Source organism: Candidatus Zixiibacteriota bacterium (assembly GCA_034003725.1).
GTDB lineage: Bacteria > Zixibacteria > MSB-5A5 > GN15 > FEB-12 > WJMS01.
The window spans coordinates 79,814-104,308 of record JAVEYB010000002.1 but is presented as its reverse complement, the minus strand read 5'-3'; the positions used below and the strand labels follow the sequence as shown (position 1 = coordinate 104,308).

At 56.8% G+C, this 24,495-nt stretch carries 19 protein-coding genes and 2 tRNA genes; 4 read left to right on the top strand and 17 right to left on the bottom strand.

Annotation, left to right across the window (positions count from 1 at the left end):
- Positions 1–310 precede the first annotated feature (310 nt).
- From RBT76_03550 to RBT76_03485, 14 genes are all read right to left on the bottom strand, one after another.
- Entirely contained in the window at positions 311–745 is a 435-nt protein-coding gene (locus tag RBT76_03550) for an FAD-binding protein (protein ID MDX9856843.1), read from the bottom strand.
- Positions 746–919: 174 nt separating this feature from the next.
- The gene (locus RBT76_03545; GenBank protein MDX9856842.1) at positions 920–2,110 is read right to left on the bottom strand and encodes a cohesin domain-containing protein; all 1,191 of its coding nucleotides are present in this window, start codon (positions 2,108–2,110) and stop codon (positions 920–922) included.
- A 236-nt stretch (positions 2,111–2,346) separates the two neighbouring features.
- Positions 2,347–2,763, bottom strand: coding sequence for a bacteriohemerythrin (locus RBT76_03540; GenBank protein ID MDX9856841.1), 417 nt, complete (start codon positions 2,761–2,763; stop codon positions 2,347–2,349).
- A 130-nt stretch (positions 2,764–2,893) separates the two neighbouring features.
- On the bottom strand, positions 2,894–5,170 hold the full coding sequence (locus tag RBT76_03535; protein MDX9856840.1) for an ATP-binding protein: 2,277 nt from the start codon (positions 5,168–5,170) through the stop codon (positions 2,894–2,896).
- Between the two features lie 59 nt (positions 5,171–5,229).
- A tRNA-Phe gene (locus RBT76_03530) sits at positions 5,230–5,302 on the bottom strand.
- Between the two features lie 66 nt (positions 5,303–5,368).
- Entirely contained in the window at positions 5,369–5,743 is a 375-nt protein-coding gene (locus RBT76_03525; protein ID MDX9856839.1) for a hypothetical protein, read from the bottom strand.
- 18 nt (positions 5,744–5,761) lie between these two features.
- Positions 5,762–6,733: an ROK family protein gene (locus tag RBT76_03520; protein MDX9856838.1), complete on the bottom strand. Its 972-nt coding sequence runs from the start codon at positions 6,731–6,733 to the stop codon at positions 5,762–5,764.
- 129 nt (positions 6,734–6,862) lie between these two features.
- Positions 6,863–8,395, bottom strand: a complete 1,533-nt coding sequence (locus RBT76_03515) for a hypothetical protein (GenBank protein ID MDX9856837.1) — start codon at positions 8,393–8,395, stop codon at positions 6,863–6,865.
- A gap of 5 nt (positions 8,396–8,400) precedes the next feature.
- A complete protein-coding gene (locus RBT76_03510) occupies positions 8,401–9,162 on the bottom strand; it encodes a class I SAM-dependent methyltransferase (protein ID MDX9856836.1) in 762 nt (253 codons plus the stop codon).
- A gap of 8 nt (positions 9,163–9,170) precedes the next feature.
- A complete protein-coding gene (hisS, locus tag RBT76_03505) occupies positions 9,171–10,613 on the bottom strand; it encodes a histidine--tRNA ligase (GenBank protein ID MDX9856835.1) in 1,443 nt (480 codons plus the stop codon).
- A gap of 19 nt (positions 10,614–10,632) precedes the next feature.
- Entirely contained in the window at positions 10,633–12,000 is a 1,368-nt protein-coding gene (locus tag RBT76_03500; protein ID MDX9856834.1) for an MmgE/PrpD family protein, read from the bottom strand.
- 89 nt (positions 12,001–12,089) lie between these two features.
- A complete protein-coding gene (locus RBT76_03495) occupies positions 12,090–13,250 on the bottom strand; it encodes a transglutaminase-like domain-containing protein (protein ID MDX9856833.1) in 1,161 nt (386 codons plus the stop codon).
- Between the two features lie 22 nt (positions 13,251–13,272).
- Positions 13,273–15,243: a homoaconitase gene (gene lysF / locus RBT76_03490; GenBank protein MDX9856832.1), complete on the bottom strand. Its 1,971-nt coding sequence runs from the start codon at positions 15,241–15,243 to the stop codon at positions 13,273–13,275.
- A 54-nt stretch (positions 15,244–15,297) separates the two neighbouring features.
- Positions 15,298–15,831 carry an HD domain-containing protein gene (locus RBT76_03485; GenBank protein ID MDX9856831.1) on the bottom strand — a complete coding sequence of 178 codons (534 nt, stop codon included), beginning with the start codon at positions 15,829–15,831 and terminating at the stop codon, positions 15,298–15,300.
- A 205-nt stretch (positions 15,832–16,036) separates the two neighbouring features.
- Between RBT76_03485 and RBT76_03480 the strand changes: the two genes are divergently transcribed.
- Complete coding sequence (locus tag RBT76_03480; GenBank protein ID MDX9856830.1) at positions 16,037–16,987, top strand: Gfo/Idh/MocA family oxidoreductase; 951 nt, start codon at positions 16,037–16,039, stop codon at positions 16,985–16,987.
- Between the two features lie 75 nt (positions 16,988–17,062).
- Here RBT76_03480 and RBT76_03475 read toward each other — a convergent pair whose 3' ends face one another.
- Positions 17,063–18,481: a Glu/Leu/Phe/Val dehydrogenase gene (locus RBT76_03475; protein MDX9856829.1), complete on the bottom strand. Its 1,419-nt coding sequence runs from the start codon at positions 18,479–18,481 to the stop codon at positions 17,063–17,065.
- A gap of 303 nt (positions 18,482–18,784) precedes the next feature.
- Here RBT76_03475 and RBT76_03470 point away from each other — a divergent pair, with 303 nt between their 5' ends.
- Both RBT76_03470 and RBT76_03465 read left to right on the top strand, forming a co-directional pair.
- Positions 18,785–20,050, top strand: a complete 1,266-nt coding sequence (locus tag RBT76_03470) for a Glu/Leu/Phe/Val dehydrogenase (GenBank protein MDX9856828.1) — start codon at positions 18,785–18,787, stop codon at positions 20,048–20,050.
- Between the two features lie 135 nt (positions 20,051–20,185).
- Positions 20,186–21,550 carry an FAD-binding oxidoreductase gene (locus RBT76_03465; GenBank protein MDX9856827.1) on the top strand — a complete coding sequence of 455 codons (1,365 nt, stop codon included), beginning with the start codon at positions 20,186–20,188 and terminating at the stop codon, positions 21,548–21,550.
- A gap of 63 nt (positions 21,551–21,613) precedes the next feature.
- On the opposite strand, the gene RBT76_03460 is transcribed toward RBT76_03465, so the two are convergent.
- Complete coding sequence (locus tag RBT76_03460; GenBank protein ID MDX9856826.1) at positions 21,614–23,476, bottom strand: C1 family peptidase; 1,863 nt, start codon at positions 23,474–23,476, stop codon at positions 21,614–21,616.
- 261 nt (positions 23,477–23,737) lie between these two features.
- Between RBT76_03460 and RBT76_03455 the strand changes: the two genes are divergently transcribed.
- Entirely contained in the window at positions 23,738–24,271 is a 534-nt protein-coding gene (locus RBT76_03455; GenBank protein MDX9856825.1) for a hypothetical protein, read from the top strand.
- Between the two features lie 48 nt (positions 24,272–24,319).
- On the opposite strand, the gene RBT76_03450 is transcribed toward RBT76_03455, so the two are convergent.
- A tRNA-Leu gene (locus tag RBT76_03450) sits at positions 24,320–24,404 on the bottom strand.
- Positions 24,405–24,495: the final 91 nt, after the last annotated feature.

Genomic DNA, 24,495 nt, shown 5'->3' with positions numbered 1-24,495 from the left:
AAAATGATGGCACTTCAGTATCGCGACCGGTTGCCAAAAGTCCGCTCAAAAAGCGGTTATTCCCCTGCCCGAAATCATGATCGGGGAAAGGAAAAGAATGGGGTCCCCATAAAAATAGCAAAACAAACCCATTTCCGCATAACGCGCAGAGCGCCACACTTGTACAACGAAAAAGTTGCTTGCACCGTTTGTGTGACGACGGTCTGTCTTCAGACCTGCCGTCACCTTCATCCTGGGAGCCGAAGACATAAAGAAACTGTGCGGTCAGACGACCCGTCCGAGAGCACGGTTGAATCGGATGCAAACTCGCTTACCGAAGCGTCCCCACGTAGTGTGCCGTAAGCTGACGCTCGCGAATCCGTGGGTCGGTGCAATCCGCAAGAAGCATCGGAGCAACCCGGCCATCCGCTTCGTTGACGAACTGGTTGCCCTCGATATCGACGAGATTGGCGCCCCATCCACGGAACTTCTCCGTGATAAGAATGCCTTCCGCCTGCTCCGGGAAGACAATCCCCGTGGGGTGGTACTGGACCGTATGAAGAAAACAAACCGGTACGCCCGCACGGTACCCGAGCACGATGCCGTCGGCGGTCGCACCGTGGTGGTTTGTAGTCATGAAACCCTGGATATGCAGCCGCCCGCATCCGCCGGTCGCCATGACGACCGCCTTCGCCCTGATCAGTCTGCGGCAGAACCCTGGGATATCGGACCGACTCGTATAGGCGGGTGTTCTGAATTCACTCACAAGTCGACGACTCTACGATCGACATGTGAGTATCACTGCCCCGACCGGACTGCAAGGGCCTTGCCATTTGTTTCGCGAGAGTTTCAAACTCCCTGCGACAAACATCATGAAAAAAGGGCCGCTGTGTGCGGCCCCTGCATCATTGTGGCATTCTGCGAAAGAACCGGAAGCCTGCTACATACACTGCTCCATACACGGCGCCGGTGTCGCGCCTCCGGTAAACAGGTAGCTGACCAGACTAATGAGATCGGTTAAATCAACGGCGCAGCCGGGATCACCATTGATGTTGACCGACGCCGGACACACCGGTGGGACGCCGCCGAGAAACAGGTAATTGACGAACCCGATCAGGTCAGACAGATCGGTAGTTCCGTCGCTGTTGTAATCGCCGGTCGTCTCACAACATAGCGCCTCGAATTCGATCAACGTGTTGTGGAAAATGATCTCCCGCCTCGGAGCGAGAGTGTCGGAGCTCAGGCAGAAGTCATGCACCCCCCCGCCGTCCTGCCCGGTGATATCTGAGCCATCATAGTCGTATACCTGGCTTGAAACAGCAAGGTACTCCGGCGTCTCAAAAGCCGTCCCCTGCCAGTCCAGGACGGCCAGGGAATTGTCGCCGCACGGCCCCCAGCGAAACTGGAATGGTTTGGAAAACGATGTCTCCGGATCGGTGATCTGGAAGCGAAGCTCCACAAGAACGGCCGAACTCCAATTGCTCAGGTCGGCGGTACCGGAGCCGCTTTCCCAGGGGTAACCGACTATGCGGACCTCGCGCCTCGTTGCCCCCCCGAAAACCTCCTGGTATCCGACGACCTGCCAGTCGACCAGATACGGCGATCCGGGAACGACATCGAGCAACTCTATTCCTGCCGGATCCCAGCGGATATTGAACTGGTATCCGTTCACCTCTTTGGCCTGCTGGTTCAGCCGCACGAGCACCCGAAAGTCATCGGACACGGATTGACTCCACTTCTCTATCGAAACGGTGAAGTTAGCGTCCATTCCCCGGCTTACGGTCGAAGACAGCAGCCTCGACGAGGCGACATTCAGCGTACACGGCTGGGCGTTGCCGAGCATGATCTGGCACATCTTGACCATATCAGGCACCGTCAGAGTCGAACCATCGCAATTGACGTCCGACTCGGCGATCACCGCCTCGATCGAGAGCGGCGGGAATACCCCGAGACCCAAAGCGAAGTAGCTGTAGTAGTAGGCCAGGTCGGCGATGCTGTTGTCGATGCTGTCGAGATTCATATCACCGGCAACATTGATCTGTGCCTCCGAAACTCCCCCGATTGCCAACAGAGAGACTACTGCCGATGCGATCATCAAGAATACTCGGCGCCAACGTCGGTTCCTCTCCATACGCGCTTCCTCCCATGTGAGGTAACTGTTGCAGACGTAGTCACGCGTCGCGGCGAACACGTGACGGGGACGTTAGCAGTTCAACTCAGAGTTTCTCCGGGCCTTCTGTGTAACGGTGCAAGTAACGAAATGAGGTATATGCGAGTGGTTCGTCCACGATGCCGTTCATTGACAATATACGTTTGTGGTACGCACGGTCAAGGACTTTCAGGCTGTATGACGAGGAACTGAAGCGCTTACTTCAGGATTGCTGCCGGCACCTTCATAATTGCTCGGGCCATCGCCACATCCTCGCACGCGATGTGATCCAGCAGCCACCAGCGCAGATACTCCAGCAGGTACCCGGCTTCAACCTCTTCCCCCATCCCCCACTTCACGAGCTGATCGCTGATCCATTCCGCAAAGGCCGCGTGAAACGCGCTATGATGCTCGTGCATCGAGGGAGCGAATTGACACATAAGGCTTTCTTCTTCACGGAAGTGGAAGATAGTGTAGTCAACAAGAGACCGAATCACACCGCCAACCGCTTCGCGGTCGTGCCCGGCCTCAATCGACTCGTGCAGCTGGTTTATCAGCCGGACCAGACCCTGATGCTGCTGATCCATGTCAGGGATGTATGTATTGTAGGAATCGTTCCAGTCGATGAAAGCCATGGCACGCTCCTGATGCCGAAATGGTTCAGTGTCAATTCTACAGTGGGTATCGGCTGTCGGACACGCCAGGTTTAGGCCGTCGGAACTCTTCACGTATTAGCCGGCCCAGCCAGCCGCCCGGCGAAGCCGTTCAGGATTCAGCCGGAAGCGCTATTTCTGCCCTGACACCGCCTTCAGGGCGATTCTCAATAGCGACACTACCGCCGTGAAGCGTAGCGATCTGGCGGACAATACACAGCCCAAGACCGGTGCCTTGGGATGGTTTTGTCGAGAAGAACGGGTCAAAGACACGAGCTATGATCTCGAGATCGATTCCCGGTCCACTATCCTCGACAGCAATTCGGCAGTGGCTCTCAGAATGGCTCCAGCCGATCGACAGAGTCGGGTCCTTAGTCCCGCCCAACGCATCGAGGCTGTTGCCAACCAGGTTGCTCACGGCCAGTACTAGCTGCGCCTCGTCCGCCTCCACTGTTACCGCACTATCTCCGTGCGTTTTTACTTTCACGCCGGACGATTCTATTTTCGCACCGTGCAACTGCAATACCTGTTCCACAATGCGCTCGATCCGAACGAGGGAAGGTGCGTGCCCTGAGTCAAGAGTAGTATACCTGGATATCCACGTCGTGACATCGACCGCCCGGACGACCGATCGCTCGATATCCGCCACAAACTCGCCGATCCCCGGCCCGAGTTGTTCCTTCTTCAAGCGAGAAAGCAGTCCGCGTGCCGGGAAAAGAGCGTTCCGGATCTCGTGTGCTAATCCACCCGCAATGTCTTTCGCCTGCCGATACTTCTCAGCGGCGACTATCTGTTCCTGCGCTTCGCGCAGGGCACGGTGAGCCGCCTCCAGCTCTTCTTTCTGTGTCGATATCGTATCCAGATTGCGGCGCGTCCGTATGCGGTAGTAATTCACGATTACTAGTCCTACACCCAGGCTGAGTAAGACGGCAATCAAATAGTTTCGATACCTATTGAAGAGAATCACGAGATAGTCCCCAAACGACCGCGCCCGCAGAGACACTATCGAGCCATGTCGACGCGGGAAAGCGACTATTAGCGTTGCGGAATCACTGCTTTCATCCGGTTGTTGTATAAGAGCGACATAAGCGGCCATCGGCAGAACGGCAAGCGGGTCGAACGACTCGCTGACCAGTAGAGAACTTCCCCGCTGATCTTTGAGAACGCCTGTTTCGCGATATCCCTGCAACGTAGGCCCTCGGCCGGCAAAGCCGCTCAGCGATGATGGACCGGACCCCGCAACGGGAGAGAGAAGGCTGTCGTAAACCCGGATATGGCCCGAGTTTGTGATGACGCACAGTTCCTCACAACCGCCCCCGATATAATCCGATGTCCACATGTCCTGCAATTCCATGTCTATTGCCGCCTGAATCCTCACGTCGCCGATAGGAGAAATCAGTGACACTCGCGGACTGGTGGACTCCTCCTCAGACAATGACATAGTGTCCGTCGGCTGAAGGGTGTGATAGAGGTAAGCACGATCGGATTCCTTATCCCATGCCAGCAGCCCGGGTTCGGGATACCTCGCAACGATCTTTCGACATCTCTCATGGCCATCGGAGTCAAGCGCGACATAGTAGGAGAACATGTCAGAAAAGCCGTCGACGGTATAGCCCTGACCCGGGGAGATCGTGACGAACCGTACTCGCGGTTCTTCGGAAAACACGTGCAGCGATTGGTCGTTAATGGCAGCAGCCAGCCCATACCGCCAACGTACCCGACCCGATTTCGAGTCTACACACACAAGCTCGCGCGGCGTTCCATACCGCCCTGCCGAGATACCGATCATAAGCTCGTCGTATCCATCACGATCGAGATCTGCAACTGCCAGAATCGGCATCTTGGCAATCCACGGCTCGCCTAGTCGGTTTGCACCGACGACAACGGGGTACTCCTCGTACAATTGCAGGTCAGGGACATACCGATAAACGAATCCCGTATCGTTTCTGACCCCGGTCCCACACGCAGTTGGTGCAATCGAATCGGGAACCGTTAGAGTGGCGACATCAGACAGGAGCAGTCGGACAGGTTGCTCATCGGCAATAGTCCACTCCGGCCAGTTCCGCACCAGCACCATGGACGGATCTCCCTGGATCCCGGATCCGTTAAATGCTATGATTAGTCGCTGCTGAACGGAATCATAGCCGGGGGGCGGAAACGTCAGTATCGGATGAAACACCACGCCGCGGTCGTCAAGCAGTTCGCTCCGGTGCAGGATTTCGGTATCAAATACCAGGAAGAGAGGATCATCATCGATGTCTATGTCACGCGTTGCGGCTTCGGCGCAAGCACCGAAAAGCGCGAATGTCGCAGTCAACGAAATCAACGCCAACCACGTGCTGCAGCGATAACGGGCGATACCGAAGCGGGATATCGACGATGATTCCAATGAATTCCCTCCCACCACCCGCGTTTCAGGGGACTGCGCAGGCGTGGCCAACAAAAAAGTGGCGCCCCCCAGAATCGAACTGGGGACACACGGATTTTCAGTCCGTTGCTCTACCAACTGAGCTAGGGCGCCAACTTCGATAACCGCACAATGGAAACGCTAATTTAGCCGGATTTCACTGGAAGTCAATCGAAAAAACTACTGCCGACCGGTCACATGCTGCCTGGTTGCCGGCGACATCAACAACACCATCACCGCCATGGCCGTCGCGAGCAGTACCCAGTTCAGAACCTGGGCGAGGTTGACCGCCGACCCCAGAATCATCAGTCCCGTGATCACCACCATGCCGGTCCAGCCCCATCGCTTCTGGTCACGAAAAGCCGTCGCAATCGCGACTATCACTACCCCGACCAGCAGAAAAACGATCCAGCTTAACAGACCGTCATAGGTGTGGTCGAGAAAGCCGAGAATGATCTTCACTCCGCCGTACAGAATAAACATCGCGGCAATCACGTAACCATACCACTTGGTGATTTCAAACGCGATCGGCCCGCGCGCGCTATGATCGGACATACTTCATCCCTCTACAGTTTACCGGAGAGAATCCCCGAGTATTGCGGCGCCAATGAAGCCGGCGTCGTTGCCCAGTGTCGCCTTGGAGACACGCAACTCGCGGGTCGCGCTGTCGAAGGCCCGTTTGCGTATACCGGCGGAAACCGCTTCGACGAAGCCTGCGCCGCCATCGGCAATCCCTCCCCCCACTATTACGATCTCAGGATTGAGAAGGTTCACAATTCCGGCCAATCCCACGGCAAGAAGATCCGCAGTCTCGGTGATGATCTCCGATGCTACCTCGTCCCCTTTACGGGCGGCCGCAAACAACCGCTTGATATTGAGACTCTCCAACGAACCCTGCAGAATCTCCTCGAATACGGGTGTCAACCCGTGCGCCAGACGTGCGCGGGCACGGGCCAGTATCGCTGCGGAACAACAATAGGACTCGATACAGCCGTTCATATCTCCATGACACCGGGGACCATCAAACTTGATGGACATATGTCCAAGTTCACCGGCCGAGTAACCCGCGCCGCGCCAGAGTTGGCCATTGAGGATGAGCCCGCCGCCCACACCAGTTCCGATGGCAACGCACACCACGGACTTGAATCCGACCGCGGCCCCGAACCGAGCTTCGGCCATGGCCATGGCATTTACGTCGTTATCGACCCAGACCGGAAGGTTCAATCGATCGGTCAGAGTACGTCCGATTTCAGTACCCTGCCAGCCGGCGATGTTCGGACTCGGGCCGATGACTTTTCCGGTACGAACATCGACCGCCCCGGGTGTCCCGACCCCCAGCCACCGAACGTCATATTCATCCTCCGCCGCAAAAAGCAACAGTCGTTCGGCGATGTTCGTAACGAGATGCATGAGGGCCTCAGGACCCTTTTCCGCGACGGTCGGGCGCTGCTCGCGAAAAATGACCTTTCCGTCGGGGTCAACGAGACCGTATTTGATATTCGTTGCGCCGATGTCGATACCGGCGAAGGCACGTTTGTGAGCCATCTTCCCTGCGGTGTTCTCCCAATCTGTCATGCCCAATCAGAGAGCCGTAATCGAGCCATAATACCGGGGTGACCAATCTGTGTCAATGTTTTACAAACGGCTGGAGCCCGCACTCGGCCACACCTCTCCTTACCGTGGCTTTCCGGCCGTACGTAACACCAAAGCAACAATCATGAGCAAAACAACGGCACCTGCCGAGAGCAGACTGACGAGCTCAGGTGTCGCATCGTTGTGGTGCACAAGCGCAGGCAAAAACCGCATTATGCCATTTACCGCAACAAGCGCAGCGACCACACTCACGAAATAGCGACGCGATTCCCAGAAGGAGGCGGCGAGCATCGCGGCCGATGTCGTATGGAACAGGACCAGGAAAGTTCGTTCAAGCGTCTCCCAACCGAACAGCTCGCCTCCGACATATCCCAGCCGGTAGATTGCTTCCAAAATGCCGAAGGCAGCGCCCAGAATCGCCCCGGCCACAATGAGAGTTTCGCGATCGCGGCTCAGCCACCGGGCCATCACAAGGATCCCCCCGAGCTTCAGCAATTCCTGTGTCACCGCTCCGGCGAGCGCGGGGACCAAAGCGCGGCCGTACGACAGCACGTGCGTCGCCTGACCGTGCGAAACCAACTGCTCTGCCAACCATTTTTGAAGCGGAACTTGTGTAATCAAGCTCACTGCAAAGGCTGCCGCGCCGGTTACGATCGCCCCCGACCACTGTAAGGGGCGCGGAATACGTCGGGCGAAAAACAGAACACCTAACGCACCGACAACGAGAAATGCGATCCAATGCAGGGTGTGCGAGGTGGCCGTCTGCCAGCCCCGTTCGCCGGCCTGTTCCTTGAGAACCTGGGTTCGAGTGTCCAGATCGAGATAGACCCTGATTCGCTGAGGCACAAAGTCGACACGGGCAAGTCGACGGTCCGGAGTGAAATAGCAGTCGAACGGCTGCGGAGCCTCAAGATGAATCACAAACACGGAATCGAACTTCCCCTTGTAAAGCTCCTTGTGCACGAACTCGCTGACCTCACCGGATACGACAAACGAAGTCATCGCCTGCGGTTGGTACAAGGTATCGACAAAACTCTCTCCGACCGCGATTCGCTGACGAGCAAGAAAGATCTCCAACTGATCAACAAGGTTGTATTCCCATGCGTATCTGTCGGGCGGAAACGTCACCGTTCGTTCAACCTTTTCTGAGCCGCGCGTGAAAAAGCCTCTCAGGGCGCTGTCCACATACTCCATGGAAAGTCGCTCCGATAGAGAGTCGCTGGTGATGACAACATTGTCCCCTCGATAGTAGCCGGCTGGAGAAACGTAACTCTCTCCCTGCACACCCGCCGTATGAGGTGATCCGGTCAGAGCGAAATCGACTGACAATCGTCTCTCAATTACGAGGGCGTCATCACCGTCGATGGTCCTATGCCTGGTCACGGTTGAAAAGAGACGCCCCATGTCCTTGGCCTGGTGGGTGAAGGTCCACATGCGAAGGCTCCCGGCCGGGCGGAACTCCTCGAGATGCCTCACCGGCTCCAGCACGCGCTGCGCGTGGACGCCTCCGGCTACCGCCAACACCATCAAAAAGCCCGACAGCCGGGCCATCCAACGAAAGATCGTTCGATTCGTGATCGTGACTCTCCTTTTGTCCGGGGAAATGCAGTCCATACGTATTACCGGCGGGCCAGAATCACCAGGTCCCGCGAGGTTTTCGTGAAGCGCTTCTGAAAAGTCAGCTCGCCATACGCTTCTATGTTTTTGAACCCCGACCTGCGAATCGCTGTCAGCATTTCGTCGGGACTGTAGTTGTCGAATTCGTGAACGAATGGTTCAGTTACGGGAGGTTTGGCATTCAGGTCAATGCGGACCACATGTATTGCCAGCTTTTTGCCCCGGCGCTGAGAATAACGCGCGTAAACGATACCCTGATTCTCCGTCGCTCGGATCGGCAGTAACGTGCCTTCTTCGACTGCCAGGTAGTTGAGCATCTGAAGGACCAATGTTCCTCGGTCGCTGAGCACGCGATAGAAGCCCCTGAGACTTGCCATAAGGCCCGACCGCGTGGAAACTCCCGTAATCGCATTGGCGAGGCACACCACGGTGTCAAAAGAGCTGTCCATAGCTTTGGGGAGGCGCTCGAACTTCCCCCAGCGAAAAGACATCGGAAGCACCGAGTTTGCATACTTCTGCCGCGCGACCGCAATCATCGGTCGCGAGTGATCGAGGCCAACCGACGGAATTCCCCGGCGGGCGAAAAGCGCGGTTGTAAGACCCGTTGCACACCCCGCATCAAGAACGCGGGTGGGGTAACATCGCTCGATAATCGCGTCCACCTCGCGGGCGTGATTGACCTCGCGCTGCGCGGCATTGGTCATCCAATCGTATTCGTGGGCGTACTTCTCGAACGCCGATGCTGATTTCCTGCGTGTTGCCATCGTGATTGTCAGCCGCGCCTTCTCATCCGCTGTTTCAGATAGGAAACCAGATTGCCGCGTGGAATCGTCTCTTGAAAGCCTTCCGCTCTCAGCCACTCTTCCCGATCGGACACATCGGTCGCCACTCGAGCCCCGGCCGCCATGTTCTTCACCGTCACCTCGCCTCGATCAAATTCGTTCGAACCGGCAATCACGGCGAACGGGATGCCAACCCGATCACCATACTTGATTTGCTTGGTGAGGTTCTTTGTTTCGCCTACAAATATCTCCGAGGCGATTCCCGCGTTCCGTAGCTCTCCGAGGATTTCGAGATAACTGGAAAGGCGGTCCGGATCCATGACCGTCACTAAAACATCGGCCGTGGCGCTCTGCAGGGGTAGCGTCTGCAACTGCAGTAGCGCCGCCAACAGCCGGTCCACACCGACCGAAGATCCAACAGCAGGCAGAGATTGGCTCGAGAACCGCTCCACCAGGTTATCATACCGTCCGCCGGAGAACACCGATCCATATTCGGGGAGGTCCAGCAAGGTCGTCTCAAAGACCGGACCGGTGTAATAGCCCAGGCCTCTCACCACGGTCATATCGATTTGCGTCTTTGTCTTGTCGATGCCCAGCGCCGTCAGGTGAGAATCGATCTGTCTCAGCTCCGAAATACCCTCATCCGAAATGGAGACATCTCCCAGCAACTTGTGGACGCGGTCGAGCGGATCTCCTTTCTGATGCTGGGCCACATCAAGAAAGGCCTCCAAGCGAGTGATCTGCGCCGACGCAAGACCCAATCCGGGGATACGGTCGCCCGAGCTGTCTATACGACCCGGACCAAGCTCGAGCAACACGGCATCCTTTCCTTGTTTCTCCAATTTGTCGATCACGCGCATCACATCGGGTCCCCGATCGACTTCGACTCCAGCCCACTCGATCAGGCCGTTCAGAATCTTGCGGTTGGAATATCGGACGACAAAATGCTCGATATCAAGGTGCTGGAAAGTCGTCACCATGGCCGCGATAATCTCGGCATCGGCAAGCAGGTTGAGCGTACCGACGATATCAATGTCGAACTGCATGAATTCACGAAATCTGCCGGGACCCGGTTTGTCGACCCGCCAGACGTTGCCGTACTGGTAACGACGAAACGGTGTCTGCAGGTGAGGCTGAGAGGCCACGTATCGTGCGAGCGAAACCGTGAACTCATACCGTAATGCCATGTCAACGTCATCGGGGCCGCGAAAACCGAATAGTTCGGCGAGGCTGTCGCTGGAGTAATGCGGACCCAGCAGGGTCTCCGCGAATTCCAGCGAGGCGGTTTGCAGCGGCAAGAAACCCATTCGCTCGAAATTCTCGCGGAGCTTGGCCAGCATGCGTTCCCGCGCAAGCTGTTCGGCGGGCGGATAGTCCCGAAATCCCTTGAGAAGCTGCGGCTGAACCCGCTTTGGCTTTTCCTTTTTTGCCATTGCCGTTATCGCGGCGCGGTTACGCCACCAGCCCTTTCATGAAGTCTCGCGCAGACACCTTCTCGCACCCGAAAATGTGCGCTTTCATGGAAGCCTGACGCGTGGCGTCAAGTAATCGGCCCGACAACGCATTGAACTTGGCGTCCAGGTCCTCCTCCGTCATCGGCTCCCGAGGGTCGCCCTTCGGATATTCCAGGTACGCTTCGAACCGCTTTCCGTCAATTGTCTGGACGACCACACGCGAGGGTTGCTTCGCCGGAAACATCTTCTCAAACTCAGTAGACGCGTCCCCTTTGATTTTGTCGATCACCTGCCAGATGCGCGGATCTTTCAGTTTTTCTTCGCTGAACGAATTAGTCGTTATCTGGTGGTCAACCAGAGCGGCGGCGATGCAGTACGGCAGCGAGTGGTCAGCTGTCTCGCGCGTCTTGGGACGATACTTGTGCGGATCAAACAGGATGTCGCACGCACGCGCGATTGTCGTAATCGTTACCTGTTCAATCTGGTCGAATGAGATGTTGTTTTCTCTGACAACCTTGAGCGTTGCGCTGATGTGCGTGTGTGTGAGGGCTTCGGTGGGAAATGCCTTCATACTGCACTCGAGAATCTTGAACCGCGATCCCAGATCCCCCACCAACTTGGCAACATTCCAGCCGTCGCCGAAGCAGTCCATGAATCCCTCTTTGCCTTCAAAGACTTCCGCGGTACCGGAATACCCGCGCTGTGCCATCAACGCGGCAAACACGCCCGCCTGCGTCGCCATCGGATCAACCGTGTTCTTCATCATCGTCAGATGGCCGGCAGTTGGACAACCGATCGTGTGGTTGTGGCACCCGTTGATGCCGATCGCGTTGACCATTTGATCGACCGACAGGCCGAGAATTTTGCCCGCGACTATTGGCGAAACGAACTGCGTGAGCGTAGCGTGATGCCACTTGCGTTCGCGCACGCCCGGCACCGCAAACTCGCACAAGCGCATTTCGAATTCGTACGCCAGCACGATGGCTGCGATTACATCCTTCATGGAGGCGCCGACGCGCTCCGCAACCGACAACGCCGCCGGGATGATATCGGAAGGATGCGACGGGTCTTCTTTCCAGTAGATGTCATTGAAGTCGAGCGCCCGGATCATGAGCGAATTCACCAGCGTTGCGTTCACCGCCGGAATCTTGTCACCAAACCCGATCAGAGTCGACTCGGCCGCCCCGCCCATTTGCATGTAAATGTCCCGAAGGATATTGACGTCTTTCGTATGATATCCGCCGAACGCGCAACCGACCGAATCGTACAGATACCGCTTTACTTCGTGGACTACGTTGTCCGGCAGATCGTCGTATCTCAAACGAACTGCAAACTCGGCTATTTGCTGTGAGATGGGAGTTGCCATGAACTTTGTCACTCTCGCACTATATTTGGTTCGTAATTCACACAGTTACGCAGCGGGTTCGAAAACGGACCCTCCCGCACTCTCTGTCCCTACGGTGTCGTCCAGAAGGACTCATTGTCATTGGTGTAAAAGTCTACCAACTGCCTGCCGTCCTTGAGGGTGGTATCCGAGATTCCGGCACGGCTGCTGTCGTATCCCACCGGATTCAGATAGACCCAGGCACACGTATCTTTCGACTCGTATCCGAACTCACTTGCTACCGGACAGAAGAACCGGAACAGGTTCTTGCTCATGTAAGTAATGTATCCGCGTCTGTCCTTCGGCTCGCCGTTCCAGTTGATGTCGTCGGGAAGCAGCAGCATCTCGCCGCCAATCAACTTCGCCCGGACTTCCTCGATGCTCAGCAGGTTGCTGTCCTCATCCATGAAATACGCGTCAAATGTCGGATCCACATACAACCACTTCCTGAGCGAATCCGAATAGACCATGTTGATCACATGGCAATCCGGGTCTTCCTTGTCGTACGGCATACATGTGACATGACGCGACCGAAATCCTTCCGCAAGAAGAACCTCATTGAGCAACGTCGCCAGCATTCGGCAATTGGCCCCCTTGCTCTCGCGTTGACACGTCGCGATGATATTCAGCGCGTTCCTGGGCCGAGGGTCGGCGGGATCCTCGGAACCATCATGCCGAACCTTCGTATGCGCCCAGTGCAGAAGATTCCGGATACGCGAAAACTCGCCCCCGTCGCCGGCCACCGAGTCCAGATTGTACGTTGTCCGCAGTTCGGTCAGGTCGTCGTCCGCGGCCGACGCGTATGTGAAATGAAATCCATCGGCAGGCGGCTCAGATGAAAAAGCCGCATACTGCCTGAGCAGGTCGAGATACTTCTCCGCGTTCCGCCGAGCCTGATTGAAATATAAAACGGTGATGTACTTCGAAGAGTCTCCGTTGACCAGCTTGACGTACTGCGCGTTTGTGTCCGGCGTCAGCGTCACCGTGTCGATCGTCGTGTAGATCAAAAGGTCGACCGCCAGTTCATTGTTGATCGTATCGTACGGATCGACATCCGAGTATGCAAAGCCGCCCGAATACCGGTCGATACTATAGTAGACCGAATCGTTCCCGACATGCACCGTGCCGCTCACCTTCACGTCGTCGGAACGGCCGCACCCGCCCACGGCCACAAGACCGAACGCCGCGAGCAGGAGCCACCCCAGCGTGATCCCGTTCCTGCATTTCTGCATACGCTCTATCGCTCCCAACAATCTACAGGTGCTTCTTCACCCAGCTCTCCAGACCGCCGCTCAGCACCAACTCCTGCGCAGCCGCCCCGACCGGGCTGATCGGGTACTCCTTGTCGTCGGTCTTGAGCGTTGCCTGCGTGAAATCCAGTGTGGCGCAAATACCTGTTTTAACCGTCAGCCTGTCGGTTCCAAAACGCGCTTTCAGATCATCCACCAGCTCCGGCGCCTCGATCGCAAGAAAGCCGTTGTTGAGCGCATTGCGCTTGTACGTCTCACTGAACGATCCGGCGAGTACCAGGCGGACTCCCCGATACTTGAGAGCTGTAGCGGCCTGCTCGCGCGATGATCCGGTGCCGAAATTGAACCCCCCCACCAGGATATCACCCGCTGCGACCATCTTACCAAATTGCGGGTCGTAGTTCTCCATCACCACACCGGCCTGTTGTTCCGGCGTGAAGTCGTCATTGTAAGTGTACTTGCCGGGATAGATGCCGTCGGTATTCAAGTTGTCCTGATGACAAAAGATGAGCTCACCGTCAACCGCGGCCGGGAATCCGCTGAGAATCCTGGTTGGTCCGCTGTCCGCAGTCCGGCGGACGCTTGCCTTGAGTCCGGCCCTGACTTGAATGGTATCCTCGATCCCCGGCATATCGATAATACCTGCAACAGCAGATGCGGCAACTACCGCAGGCGATGCAAGGTACGCTTGCGCACTACGCGACCCCATCCGTCCCTTGAAGTTTCGGTTTGTCGCCGAAATCCCTATCTCGCCGTCTTCCAAGAGACCGACTCCCAGCCCGATACACGGTCCGCAGCCCGGCGGCAATTCCCGGGCACCGGCCGCAAGCAACGTCTGCCAGTGACCATGCTCCTCCGCCTTCTTCTGGACTTCAGATGATGCTGCGGCGACATAAAATTCGACGCCGTCGGCCACTTTCTTCCCTTTGACCACGGCAGCCGCGGCGGCAAGATCTTCAAAACGGCTGTTTACGCACGACACGAGGTAAGCCTTGTTGATTTTCACCCGCCGTTTGCGGATCTCCGGAATCGAGATCATCGTTTTCACGTGATCCGGACCCGATACGTGAGGCGATACAGAGCCCAGGTCCAGGGTGAGTTCCTTCGCATAATAGGCGTCCGGGTCAGCTTGCAGTCGTTGCGACTCCAATTCGCTTATCCTCGCCTCGGTCAGCCTCGGGTGTGACCCGCGACCATCTGCATCCGACGGCACTCCGGAAGGCCCTCGCCCGCGCACATAAGCGGCTCGTTCGCGCAGCCAGGCGATGGTAACACTGTCAATAGGGAAAATCCCGGCGAGGGCACCCCATTCTGTGGTCATGTTCGCAATCGTCAAACGATCGTTGAGACTCAAGGAACTAACCCCGTCGCCGGTAAACTCTACCGCATGGTTGAGTACTTCATCCTTGTTGAAGAAACCGCAAAGACAGATAATAACATCTTTGCCGGTCGCTCCTTCTCTCAGTCGTCCGCTCAGTGTCACCCTGGCGACCGGTGGAACCTGCCACCAGGTGCGGCCCGTGGCCCAGATCGCGGCGGCATCGGTCCTGACTACTGGCGTACCGAGACAAGCCAACCCGCCGTACATATTCGAATGGCTGTCCGAGGCGACCACCAGCGTACCCGGCCAGGCGTAGCCCTCTTCACACATGATCTGATGACCGATACCGCGACCCGCCGGATAAAAGTCGATCCCGTGCCTCTTCGCAAACGCCTCGATCTTTCCGTACTTCTCGAGGTTCTTCTCAGACTTATCCTGCACATTGTGATCGAGTGTAAAAACGACCTGCCGCGGGTTCCGAACTTTCGTCGCGCCGATCGATGTGAACTTCGGGATCACCGCTCCTGAATTATCGTGGGTCATAACAAAGGCCGGCGAGATCGACAGATAGTCGCCGGCGAAGACCTGCTGCCCGGGTTCCAGATCCCTGGCAAACCTGTTCGCAATCTTCTCAACGAGATTTTGTGGACGCACGACACGCCTCCGGATAAGTATTTCGTTGACCGGTGAAAATCAGTATCCCGGTACTCACTTCACCAGGTCGAAGTCGATGAAGTCACAGTGGTGGAAAATGATCGACTCGGCCAGCCGCTTCTCGCCCGTACCTTCCTTGGAATGGGTGGCGATAATATGCATCACCTCCGAGGGCAGCCCATGCTTGAATGCGAGCCCAACCCCGGAAAACGGATGACGAATGTGTTTGCCGTAGTCCGATTTCACCGGCTTGCCGTCGACGATCTCGAATTCCATCAGTTTACCGACATCCGCCAACAGCGCCCCCGCTATCAGATAGTCGCGGTTGACCGGGGCCTTGTTTTTGCCGTGACTTTCATCAAGCACCTCGTCAACGGCTATACACATCTTACAGACAGCACGAACGTGGTCAATAAAGGTGATTTGCACATTATCGGCCAGCAGGGTGAAAGGGATCCCTCGCAAAAGCTCCTCGGTCCAGCCCCGGAAAGCAATCGCTTCCTCCCAGCACGCGGCGGTTTTGGACCGGAGATCGGCATTGCCGATTTGTTTCAGTTCGGGCAACAGGCGAAGGACAAGCTCGTTCATATCTGCCTCATGTGACGACGTTTTTCGATGTATTGGAGCGCAAAATAGGGCTCGGCCCCGGCAGGGTCAACGCCTTTTTGGTCGACCGCCCGTTCCTAGACGTTGCCGCATTTTGCGTTAGCATTTTGGATGCAATCCCCTATAATAGGGCAGTCAGTACCAGTCAGTTCCGTGCACCCTAAGGGAGAATGGACAGCAAAGGGTTATGTCGAAGAATTTTGCAATCACGGGTGTGGGCGGCTATGTCGCGCCGCGCCATCTCAAGGCCATTCAGGATACAGGCAACGTGCTCGTCGCCGCCGTGGACCCCAATGATTCCGTCGGCATTCTCGATCGTTACTTCGAAAACGTCAAATTCTTCACCGAATTCGAACGGTTCGACCGCCACGTTGAGAAACTGCGCCGCGGCGATCCGGCCGGACGAGTTAATTATGTCTCCATTTGCTCACCCAACTACCTGCACGATGCCCACGTTCGATTTGCACTTCGGGTCGGCGCTGACGCGATTTGCGAGAAACCGCTGGTCCTTAATCCGTGGAACATCGACGCCCTGCAGGAACTGGAACAGGAATCTGGACGCCGCGTCTTCACCGTGCTTCAGCTTCGGGTTCACCCGGCCTTGATAGCCCTCAAGGAGAAACTGGCCCGGGAAAAGCGCACCCAAAAACACGATGTAGTCCTTACGTACATCACGTCGCGCGGCTGGTGGTATCTCGTCTCGTGGAAAGGTCAGGTGGAACGGTCCGGCGGCCTTGCCACGAATATCGGAGTCCACTTTTACGATCTGCTCATCTGGCTGTTTGGCGCCGTACAGCACAGCGAAGTTCACTACAACGACCCCCGTAAGACCGCCGGGTTCATCGAACTGGAGAACGCCACCGTACGATGGTATCTGTCCATCGACCGTCAAGACCTCCCTTCGGGAATTGTCAGCAATGGCCAAACCACCTATCGGTCGATCACCATCGACGGTGACGAAGTTGAATTCTCGGGCGGCTTCACTGATTTGCACACTGAGGTCTATCGACAGGTTCTGGCCGGCAGAGGCTTCGGCCTCGAACATGCGAGGCCGTCAATCAACCTCGTACACGACATCCGGGAAGCCGCACCGATTGGATTAACTGATCGGTCCCACGACTTCCTCAAAAAACTGTAGGTCCACAAACCTTAGAGCTTCACCGGGAGTCAGGCGACGCCGGCGCATATGTCCCATCTGGCTGAACCCGGCCGATCAGGGGAATATGCCCAGTTGCATGTACGAAATTGCGATCTTGTCGATGGCATTGACAAATGCGGCCGTGCGAAGGTCGTGAATGTTGTTCTTACTTAAGCGAATTTCACGAATCGCGTCGTACGCATTATACATTGTCTCCTCCAGACCCGAATTGACGAGGTCTATTTCGTCGGCGCCGTGAATGGCCTTTGCACGTTCCTCTCGGCTCAGCTTCCGGCCGGTAGCCGCTTCAACCACCTCTACCATCCGAGCATGAGTACTCTCCTCAAACCGCTTGCTCAACCGCCCGAAGCGAACGTGGCTGAGGTTCTTGAGCCACTCGAAGTACGACACAGTCACACCACCGGCATTCAGATATGCGTCGGGAATGATCAGGACTCCCTTGGCCAACAGAATCTCCTCCGCGCCGGCCGTGAGAGGTCCGTTTGCGGCCTCGGCGACGATTCTCGCTTTTACGTTCGGGGCGTTTCGCTCCGTGATCTGTCGCTCGAGTGCGGCCGGCAGGAGTATATCACACGCGATTTCCAGCGCGTCCGTGTTGCACTTCAGATTCGAGGCTCCGTTGAATCCAAGGATCTTGCCGGTCTCCCTGCGGTACTGCCATACCGCATGTACGTCAAGCCCCTCGGGATTGTGGATGGCCCCGTCGTACTCCGCTATCGCAATGATCTTGGCTCCTGCCTCCTGAAGGAAGCGCGCAGCATGATAACCGACATTCCCCAGTCCCTGTACCACGACTGTTTTGCCTTCCAACCCGGGCTCCAGACCGATCTTCTTCATGTCCTCCGCATAACTGCAGGCACGCCGTAGACCGTAGAAAACACCGCGGCCGGTTGCTTCGGCTCGACCATGGATCCCGCCCTGCGCGATCGGTTTTCCTGTAACACATGCTGCCGCATCGATTTGCCCCGGGTTGAGCGCGGAATACGTGTCGGCGATCCATGCCATTTCGCTCTCCCCTGTCCCGTAATCAGGCGCCGGAACATCGATCCCCGGGCCGATGAAGTTCTTCTTCGTCAATTCGGCAGTGTAACGGCGCGTAATCCGCTCTAACTGGTCTTTCGAGTACCTCCGCGGCTCCATACGCACCCCGCCTTTTGCTCCGCCGAACGGTACGTCTACAATAGCGCACTTGAACGTCATAAGTGCCGCCAGCGCTTTGACTTCGTCGGCGTTAACCATCTCGCTGAAGCGGATACCACCCTTGACGGGGAGCTTGTGGTGGCTGTGTTCAACACGAAACGCCTGCATTATTTCGATAGTACCGTCATCTTTTTTGAGCGGGAATTTGAACTCGTAGATGCTGTTGCAGTATTTGATCTGATCGATCAACCCGGGGTGGTGGTCCGTGTGCCCGGCAGCCTTGTCGAAAAAGGCCATCACCGTTTCGAAAAAAGACAATTGATCCTGTGCCATAAGCTCCTTATCGGGATGGTTGTGGTCGAACAGTGCCCCGGCGGCCCGACCGAACATAGACGCCTCCTGTCCGCCTTTTGAGTCAAAATAAGGCGAAAGGAGCCGAGAGACAAGTTTTTCGCACTCCCCTGGCAACCTCGATCGCTGCAGGCGAGCAAGAGACGGAATCCACAATAAATCTATGGCGAATTTCGGTATTCCCCTGTAATTTCACACCGCGCAAACGCATTGAAAAGGAGTATGCAGGTGCCAACGAAACGTCAAGTTGTCAGACCCCGCCGCGAGAGCAAGCCGAAGCCGCTGATAAACGGCCCGCTTTCGGCCTTTGACAACGCCCTCGCCCAGTTCGACCGTGCCGCGAAAGTTATCAAGCTCACGCCGGACCAGATTGCAGTCGTCCGTGAACCGAGGCGAATCACCGAAGTGAAATTGCCGGTTCGCATGGACGACGGTTCGGTTAAAGTCTTCAAGGGATACCGAGTGCAGCATAGTATCGCGCGCGGTCCAGCCAAGGGGGGGGTTCGTTTTCATCCCGATGTCAATCTCGACGAAGTCAAGGCACTGGCGTTCTGGATGACCTTCAAATGCGCTGTGGTTGGAATACCGATGGGTGGCGGCAAGGGAGGTGTGATTGTAGACCCGTCAAGGCTCAGCATCGGAGAACTCGAGCGCTTGTCCCGCCGCTATTTTGCCGAGCTGGTCGACTTGTTCGGACCGGACCGCGATGTTCCTGCGCCTGACGTAAACACCAATCCGCAGATCATGGCCTGGTTTATGGATACGTATTCCATGCACTATCGCGGTGACTTCCTGCCCGCCGTTGTCACCGGTAAGCCCCTCGAGCTCGGCGGTTCGGCCGGACGGGCGTCGGCCACGGCTCAAGGGATGGTATTCTGTGTCCTGCAGGCGGCGCAGCATCTTAAGATGGATCTGAAAAAGGTCAGGGTCGCCATCCAGGGATTTGGCAACGCCGGCTCATTTGCGGCAAAGCTGCTGCGCGAACAGGGCTGCACAATTCAGGCGGTATCTGATATCGATGGAGCGTTTTTCGCGAAAGACGGCATCGATCCCGACCACGCCATTGACTACATTGCGGCACACCGAACCCTGAAAGGGTACGAAAAGACGGCCCGCGTCGAGAAGCTTGACGATCCTGTGAAATTGCTGGAGTTGCCCGTCGATATTCTGATCCCGGCGGCGCTGGAAAACCAGATAACGAAAAGCAACGCGGCACGTATAAAAGCACCGCTCATCGCCGAGTGTGCCAACGGCCCGTGTACACCCGAAGCGGATGACATCCTGGAAAAGAAAGGTACGTTCATCATTCCGGACATCCTGTGCAACGCGGGGGGCGTCGGCGTATCCTACCTGGAGTGGGTCCAGAATCGAATGGGCTATTACTGGACCAACGAACGGGTCCTCGAAGACCTCAAGCAGATGATGGAGCGTGCTTTTGGCGATGTTCTCGCAACATCGCTGCACTATAAGGTTCCCATGAGAACCGCCGCGTTTATCGTCGCCATCCAGAAAGTGGTACGCGCGTCAGAGCTCCGCGGCCTGTACGCGTAGACTCAGAGTTCAGACCGGCTCTGCAGAAAGCCGGGTTGGCTTGATCAATCCGGCTTTTTCACTTCTTTTCGTGCGATCAAATCCTATATTCCTGCAAGTTGCTGCAACGGCCGATTGTGAACTCGAGGGCGGATTATGACGATTGTCGAACATCTGACAGCATTGCTTCCGTCCGGTCAGGTATCTACACAGATAGACCAACTCCGAATTGCCGCGCGTGATGAATCCTCAATCGACGCGGTGATGCCGAAGGCGCTGGTGTGGGCCCAATCCACCGAGCAGGTTCAGAAAGTCGTACAGCTCTGTATCCGCGAACGGGTACCGATAACCACCCGGGGAGCCGGTTCGGCTCTGGAAGGATCTACGATTCCGTCGGCGGAAGGGATCGTATTGGACGTAAGCCGCATGACGGACATTCGTAATTACTGGCCCGAGGATCTGCAGGTTGAAGTCGAGCCTGGACTTATTTACGATCATCTCAACGAGCGGCTCAAGCGCGACGGTTTGTTTTTCCCGCCGTCGCCCGGAGGATCGGGGGACCTTGCGACCATCGGAGGCATGGTGTCTACCAACGCCAGCGGCATCTACTCCGTGAAATACGGCGGTACCCGCGATTACATCCTTGCTCTGGAGGTTGTGACCGGTACCGGTGAACTGGTGAAATTGGGTAACCGTGCCGTCAAGCGCTCCAGCGGCTACAATCTTGTGGAGTTGATGGTCGGTTCCGAGGGGACGCTCGGCGTCATCACCTCCGTAACACTCAAATTAGCGGGTATCCCTGAGGACCGACTGCAGTCGGCATTTCGTTTCCCTGACGAGGTATCGGCGGCTCGGGCCGTATCCGAGATGCGCCGGTATGGGCTGGATATCGCAGCCATCGAGTTTCTGGACCGACGCTTGATGGAGGCGCTGAACAGGCTCAAGGGATATGGACTTGACGAAGTCCCCGCATTGTTCCTGGAATTCCATGGCCCCAGGCCGGTCCTCGAAAGCAACAGCGAACTCGCGGAAAGCATTTGCGTCGAGTTAGGCGGCACCCCGCTCATTTTGGATGAGGGACATCGGCCGTGGGAGATTCGTCACTGGGCCACCGATGCCATCAAGCATCGCAAACCCGGCTACAGCATTATCCGCAACGATGTCGCTTTCCCGATCTCGAAGCTTCCCGAGATGGTCGAATACTGCCATCGTCTGGGTGACGAAGCCGGGATAATGATATTCACGTTTGGACATGTCGGGATGGGACTCCTGCATGCCCTCATGCTGGCCGACCCGAACAACCAAAACGAGTGGCGAATGGCACTGGATATCAATAACCGGATCATAGAGCACACCATCGCTCTGGGCGGTACTATCTCGGGTGAGCACGGCATCGGCCTCGGTCACAAGGATGTATTCGGGCAGGAGCACGGAAGAGCGGTGGAGCTGATGCGAAAGATAAAGCGTCAGTTTGACCCGCACGGCATCATGAATCCGGGGAAAATCTTCGATTTGAACTGAAACGCGGGACGAACCGTGCGATTCGTCCCGCGCTCGTAAACCCTTTCGAACTATCCCGTCATCTTACGGACATGCCGGGTTGCACAGCGCGGGCGCCGGCCCGCCGTTAAACAGGTTGTTCACCAGATAAGTCAGATCGGTCAGGTCTACCTGGCACGAGGAGTCGCCGTCGATATTGGCCTCTCCCTCACAGCTTGGCGCGGGGCCGCCGAGAAACAGGTAATTTACCAGATAAATCAAATCCGACAGGTCGGTAGCGCCGGAGATGTCACCATTGACATTACCGGCCGTCCCCTCGCAGCATCCCGCCATTGCCACCGATGCGATCATACCGATGGGGTTATATTCTATCAGCGGCCATGTAAAACATGGCAGTCGGGTGCCGTAGCCATCGACATCTATCGTGGCCCACTGGTCGGACCGCGCCGCAGCGGGCACGGTAAAGTACAACTTCGCGATTGTCCCGTTGCCGATGGGAAGGTCAGGCGCCGGGCTGGAACCTGACGCCTGGAGCAGGATCGCAACTCGCCGGTGAGCCGGATCCCAGTGGTAGTAGGTTTTGTTCGCAAAGTAGTCCGTGCGGCAGCCGGCGGTGGAAAACGAGTCAAAGCGGATGTTCATATCGCCCAGGTATTCTATGGGCAGTTGAATCTGCTGCAGCGGAACGTGGTTGTTGGCGCGTACCGGAATCACCACCTGCACGCCGGCCGCCGCCTCTATCGTGTCGGGGATAACGAGTGAGTCGGCCAGCGCGATTATGTAGTTGGGCTTCTGCTTGGTGCGCGTGTCGGATGTCGATTTCACTTCGGCTGTGACCGTAAACATCCCCGGCTCGTTGTACGTGTATGCAGGGTTCTGTATCAGAGCCGAGCCGCCGTCTCCGAAATCCCACGACCAGCTGATGACGTCGGTCAACGTAGTCACTGCGCTGAAGTTGACTTCAAACGGAACCCACCCCGAGGTCGGGCTCCCGGATATCGAGAGGCCGCCCTTGTAATCGACATAGGTAGCATTGAAACCGACCAGAGAGCAGTTGTACGGGATGCGCATATAGCCGCTCTCTCCCCACCACGTCCCCCAGGAATTACGAAGAAACCAGACGCCGTTCGTGCCCTGGTTGTCGTCCCAGCCGACAAGAACTACGGCGTGGTTGATATCTCCATTCTCGCAGCCGTTGAATATGCCTCCTCCGTATCCCTGGAAGGCGTCGTTCACACTGACCCCGATCGAGATGGGACCGTATTCCATGATAGCCAGCTTCATTTGCTCGACGCTGGGCATGCCGAACGGCTGGCCGACATATCCCCAATCTGCAATGGTGTACTCATGGGGATAGGGACAATTGCAGGGGGCATCCCACTCAACATACGGAAAGTACGCTTCGAGAACGGCCCCGACGCCACCGCACGGGTCAGGGTGATCCTTATGCATGGAATGCACCCACCAACCGCCATCGCACCCGTATCCAAAATCATTGCAGCTGACGAGCCACTGCTCGGAGAGGTTGACTGTCTCCCCGTCAAAGATCTTGATATTGCATTCGAGCGCGCCGGCTGACCCAAACGCCCAGCACGAACCACAGCCGCCCTGATTACGGATCGGTGTAACACCTCCAAGCGTCCGCCAGTCGAAGGTTGCAGGGATGTCGCGCTTGACGGCCGACATATCGTTGAACTTGGCTCCTTCCCGCCAGTTGGCCGGCTCCTTCAATCCGCACAACTGGTCCAGACTGTATTCGCAGGCGGGGTTCATTTTCACCTCGAAGGTCCACCCTTCGGCTCGTCCGCGTTCCTGGAGACGCGCAATGTCGTCCTCAGTCAGTTGAGCGTATACCGGCCCAGCCAACAATGTAACTAATGCCACAACGGCAGCTGCCGTGACGGTCGCCTGCCAACGGCACAGGCGGCGCGGATCGCCCTGACGCATATCGTGTCCTTTCAATCGCCGGTGAGGGTAACAGCGGTAGAAATGGTGAAGTGTTTGTCCTGTAATAGATTCCCGTCGCAGAACACGCATCACCCGGTTATCTTCTGTGGTTTGGTACCTATCCTTCCTAATATACCAAAACTGACTATCTTGTCCACAAAAAACAGCGACCGCACCGTCTCCGTTCGGCAGGCATTTCGATACGGCGTATCCGCGCGATCGCAGGTCGTGCCGATAAGAATACAAACGAAAGGAGTCTACATGCGTCCGTTTGTACTTCTGGCGACTGCGGTCGTGTTCGCCGTGCTCAGCGGCTGTGGCGGTGCCGCTGATGATCGTACGGAGCTCACCGCGATCGGTCTGGAATCGTTGGACGGCATTTATATAATCGATGATACCGACAGTTCCGAAAACATCGTGTCGTTGGTCCCCGCAGGTACGGATATCGGACCTTCTCTTCGCCTCGATTCTCGCCGGCCGCTGCGCCTTCGTATCGGCGCCGTCGGAGACATAGATGTCGAAAACGCCCAGCTCGTCTACGAGGCGTCACTGCGCTCCGAAGCGCTTCAGGGACAGGCATACCTCGAGATGTGGTGCTGGTTCTCGGACAGAGGCGAGTACTTCTCCCGCGGGTTGGACAACCCGGTGTCCGGCACGTCGGACTGGGCCGCCCACAGCACGCCGTTCTACCTTAAAGCGGGAGAAAACCCGGATAGCGTATTTCTCAATGTTGTCGTCGACGGCGTGGGTACGGTCTGGGTCGCGGGGCCGCGCCTTCTCCGGATGCCGCTCTGAGATGCGTCTGAGAAGGATGGGCGACGCGCGAGGAGGATTCTAAATACATGCCGGAGGCCGGACTCGAACCGGCACGGGCCATCGGCCCAAGGGATTTTAAGTCCCTGGTGTCTACCTGTTCCACCACTCCGGCGTGCATCGCGCCTGTGTATTGAGTACCATCAAGTTAGCCCAATCGCTGGCGCCTGGCAAGAAAGAATCCTGAACCGATCCATAGGTCGGCC

Coding starts and splice junctions, on each gene's coding strand:
- RBT76_03485 (MDX9856831.1), bottom strand. CDS start 15,831: ATGAACGAGCTTGTCCTTCGCCTGTTGCCCGAACTGAAACAAATCGGC.
- RBT76_03510 (MDX9856836.1), bottom strand. CDS start 9,162: ATGGCAACACGCAGGAAATCAGCATCGGCGTTCGAGAAGTACGCCCAC.
- RBT76_03520 (MDX9856838.1), bottom strand. CDS start 6,733: ATGGCTCACAAACGTGCCTTCGCCGGTATCGACATCGGCGCAACGAAT.
- RBT76_03540 (MDX9856841.1), bottom strand. CDS start 2,763: ATGGCTTTCATCGACTGGAACGATTCCTACAATACATACATCCCTGAC.
- RBT76_03525 (MDX9856839.1), bottom strand. CDS start 5,743: ATGTCCGATCATAGCGCGCGCGGGCCGATCGCGTTTGAAATCACCAAG.
- hisS (MDX9856835.1), bottom strand. CDS start 10,613: ATGGCAAAAAAGGAAAAGCCAAAGCGGGTTCAGCCGCAGCTTCTCAAG.
- RBT76_03475 (MDX9856829.1), bottom strand. CDS start 18,481: ATGGCACAGGATCAATTGTCTTTTTTCGAAACGGTGATGGCCTTTTTC.
- RBT76_03465 (MDX9856827.1), top strand. CDS start 20,186: ATGACGATTGTCGAACATCTGACAGCATTGCTTCCGTCCGGTCAGGTA.
- RBT76_03495 (MDX9856833.1), bottom strand. CDS start 13,250: ATGCAGAAATGCAGGAACGGGATCACGCTGGGGTGGCTCCTGCTCGCG.
- RBT76_03545 (MDX9856842.1), bottom strand. CDS start 2,110: ATGGAGAGGAACCGACGTTGGCGCCGAGTATTCTTGATGATCGCATCG.
- RBT76_03500 (MDX9856834.1), bottom strand. CDS start 12,000: ATGGCAACTCCCATCTCACAGCAAATAGCCGAGTTTGCAGTTCGTTTG.
- RBT76_03460 (MDX9856826.1), bottom strand. CDS start 23,476: ATGCGTCAGGGCGATCCGCGCCGCCTGTGCCGTTGGCAGGCGACCGTC.
- RBT76_03515 (MDX9856837.1), bottom strand. CDS start 8,395: ATGGACTGCATTTCCCCGGACAAAAGGAGAGTCACGATCACGAATCGA.
- RBT76_03455 (MDX9856825.1), top strand. CDS start 23,738: ATGCGTCCGTTTGTACTTCTGGCGACTGCGGTCGTGTTCGCCGTGCTC.
- RBT76_03480 (MDX9856830.1), top strand. CDS start 16,037: ATGTCGAAGAATTTTGCAATCACGGGTGTGGGCGGCTATGTCGCGCCG.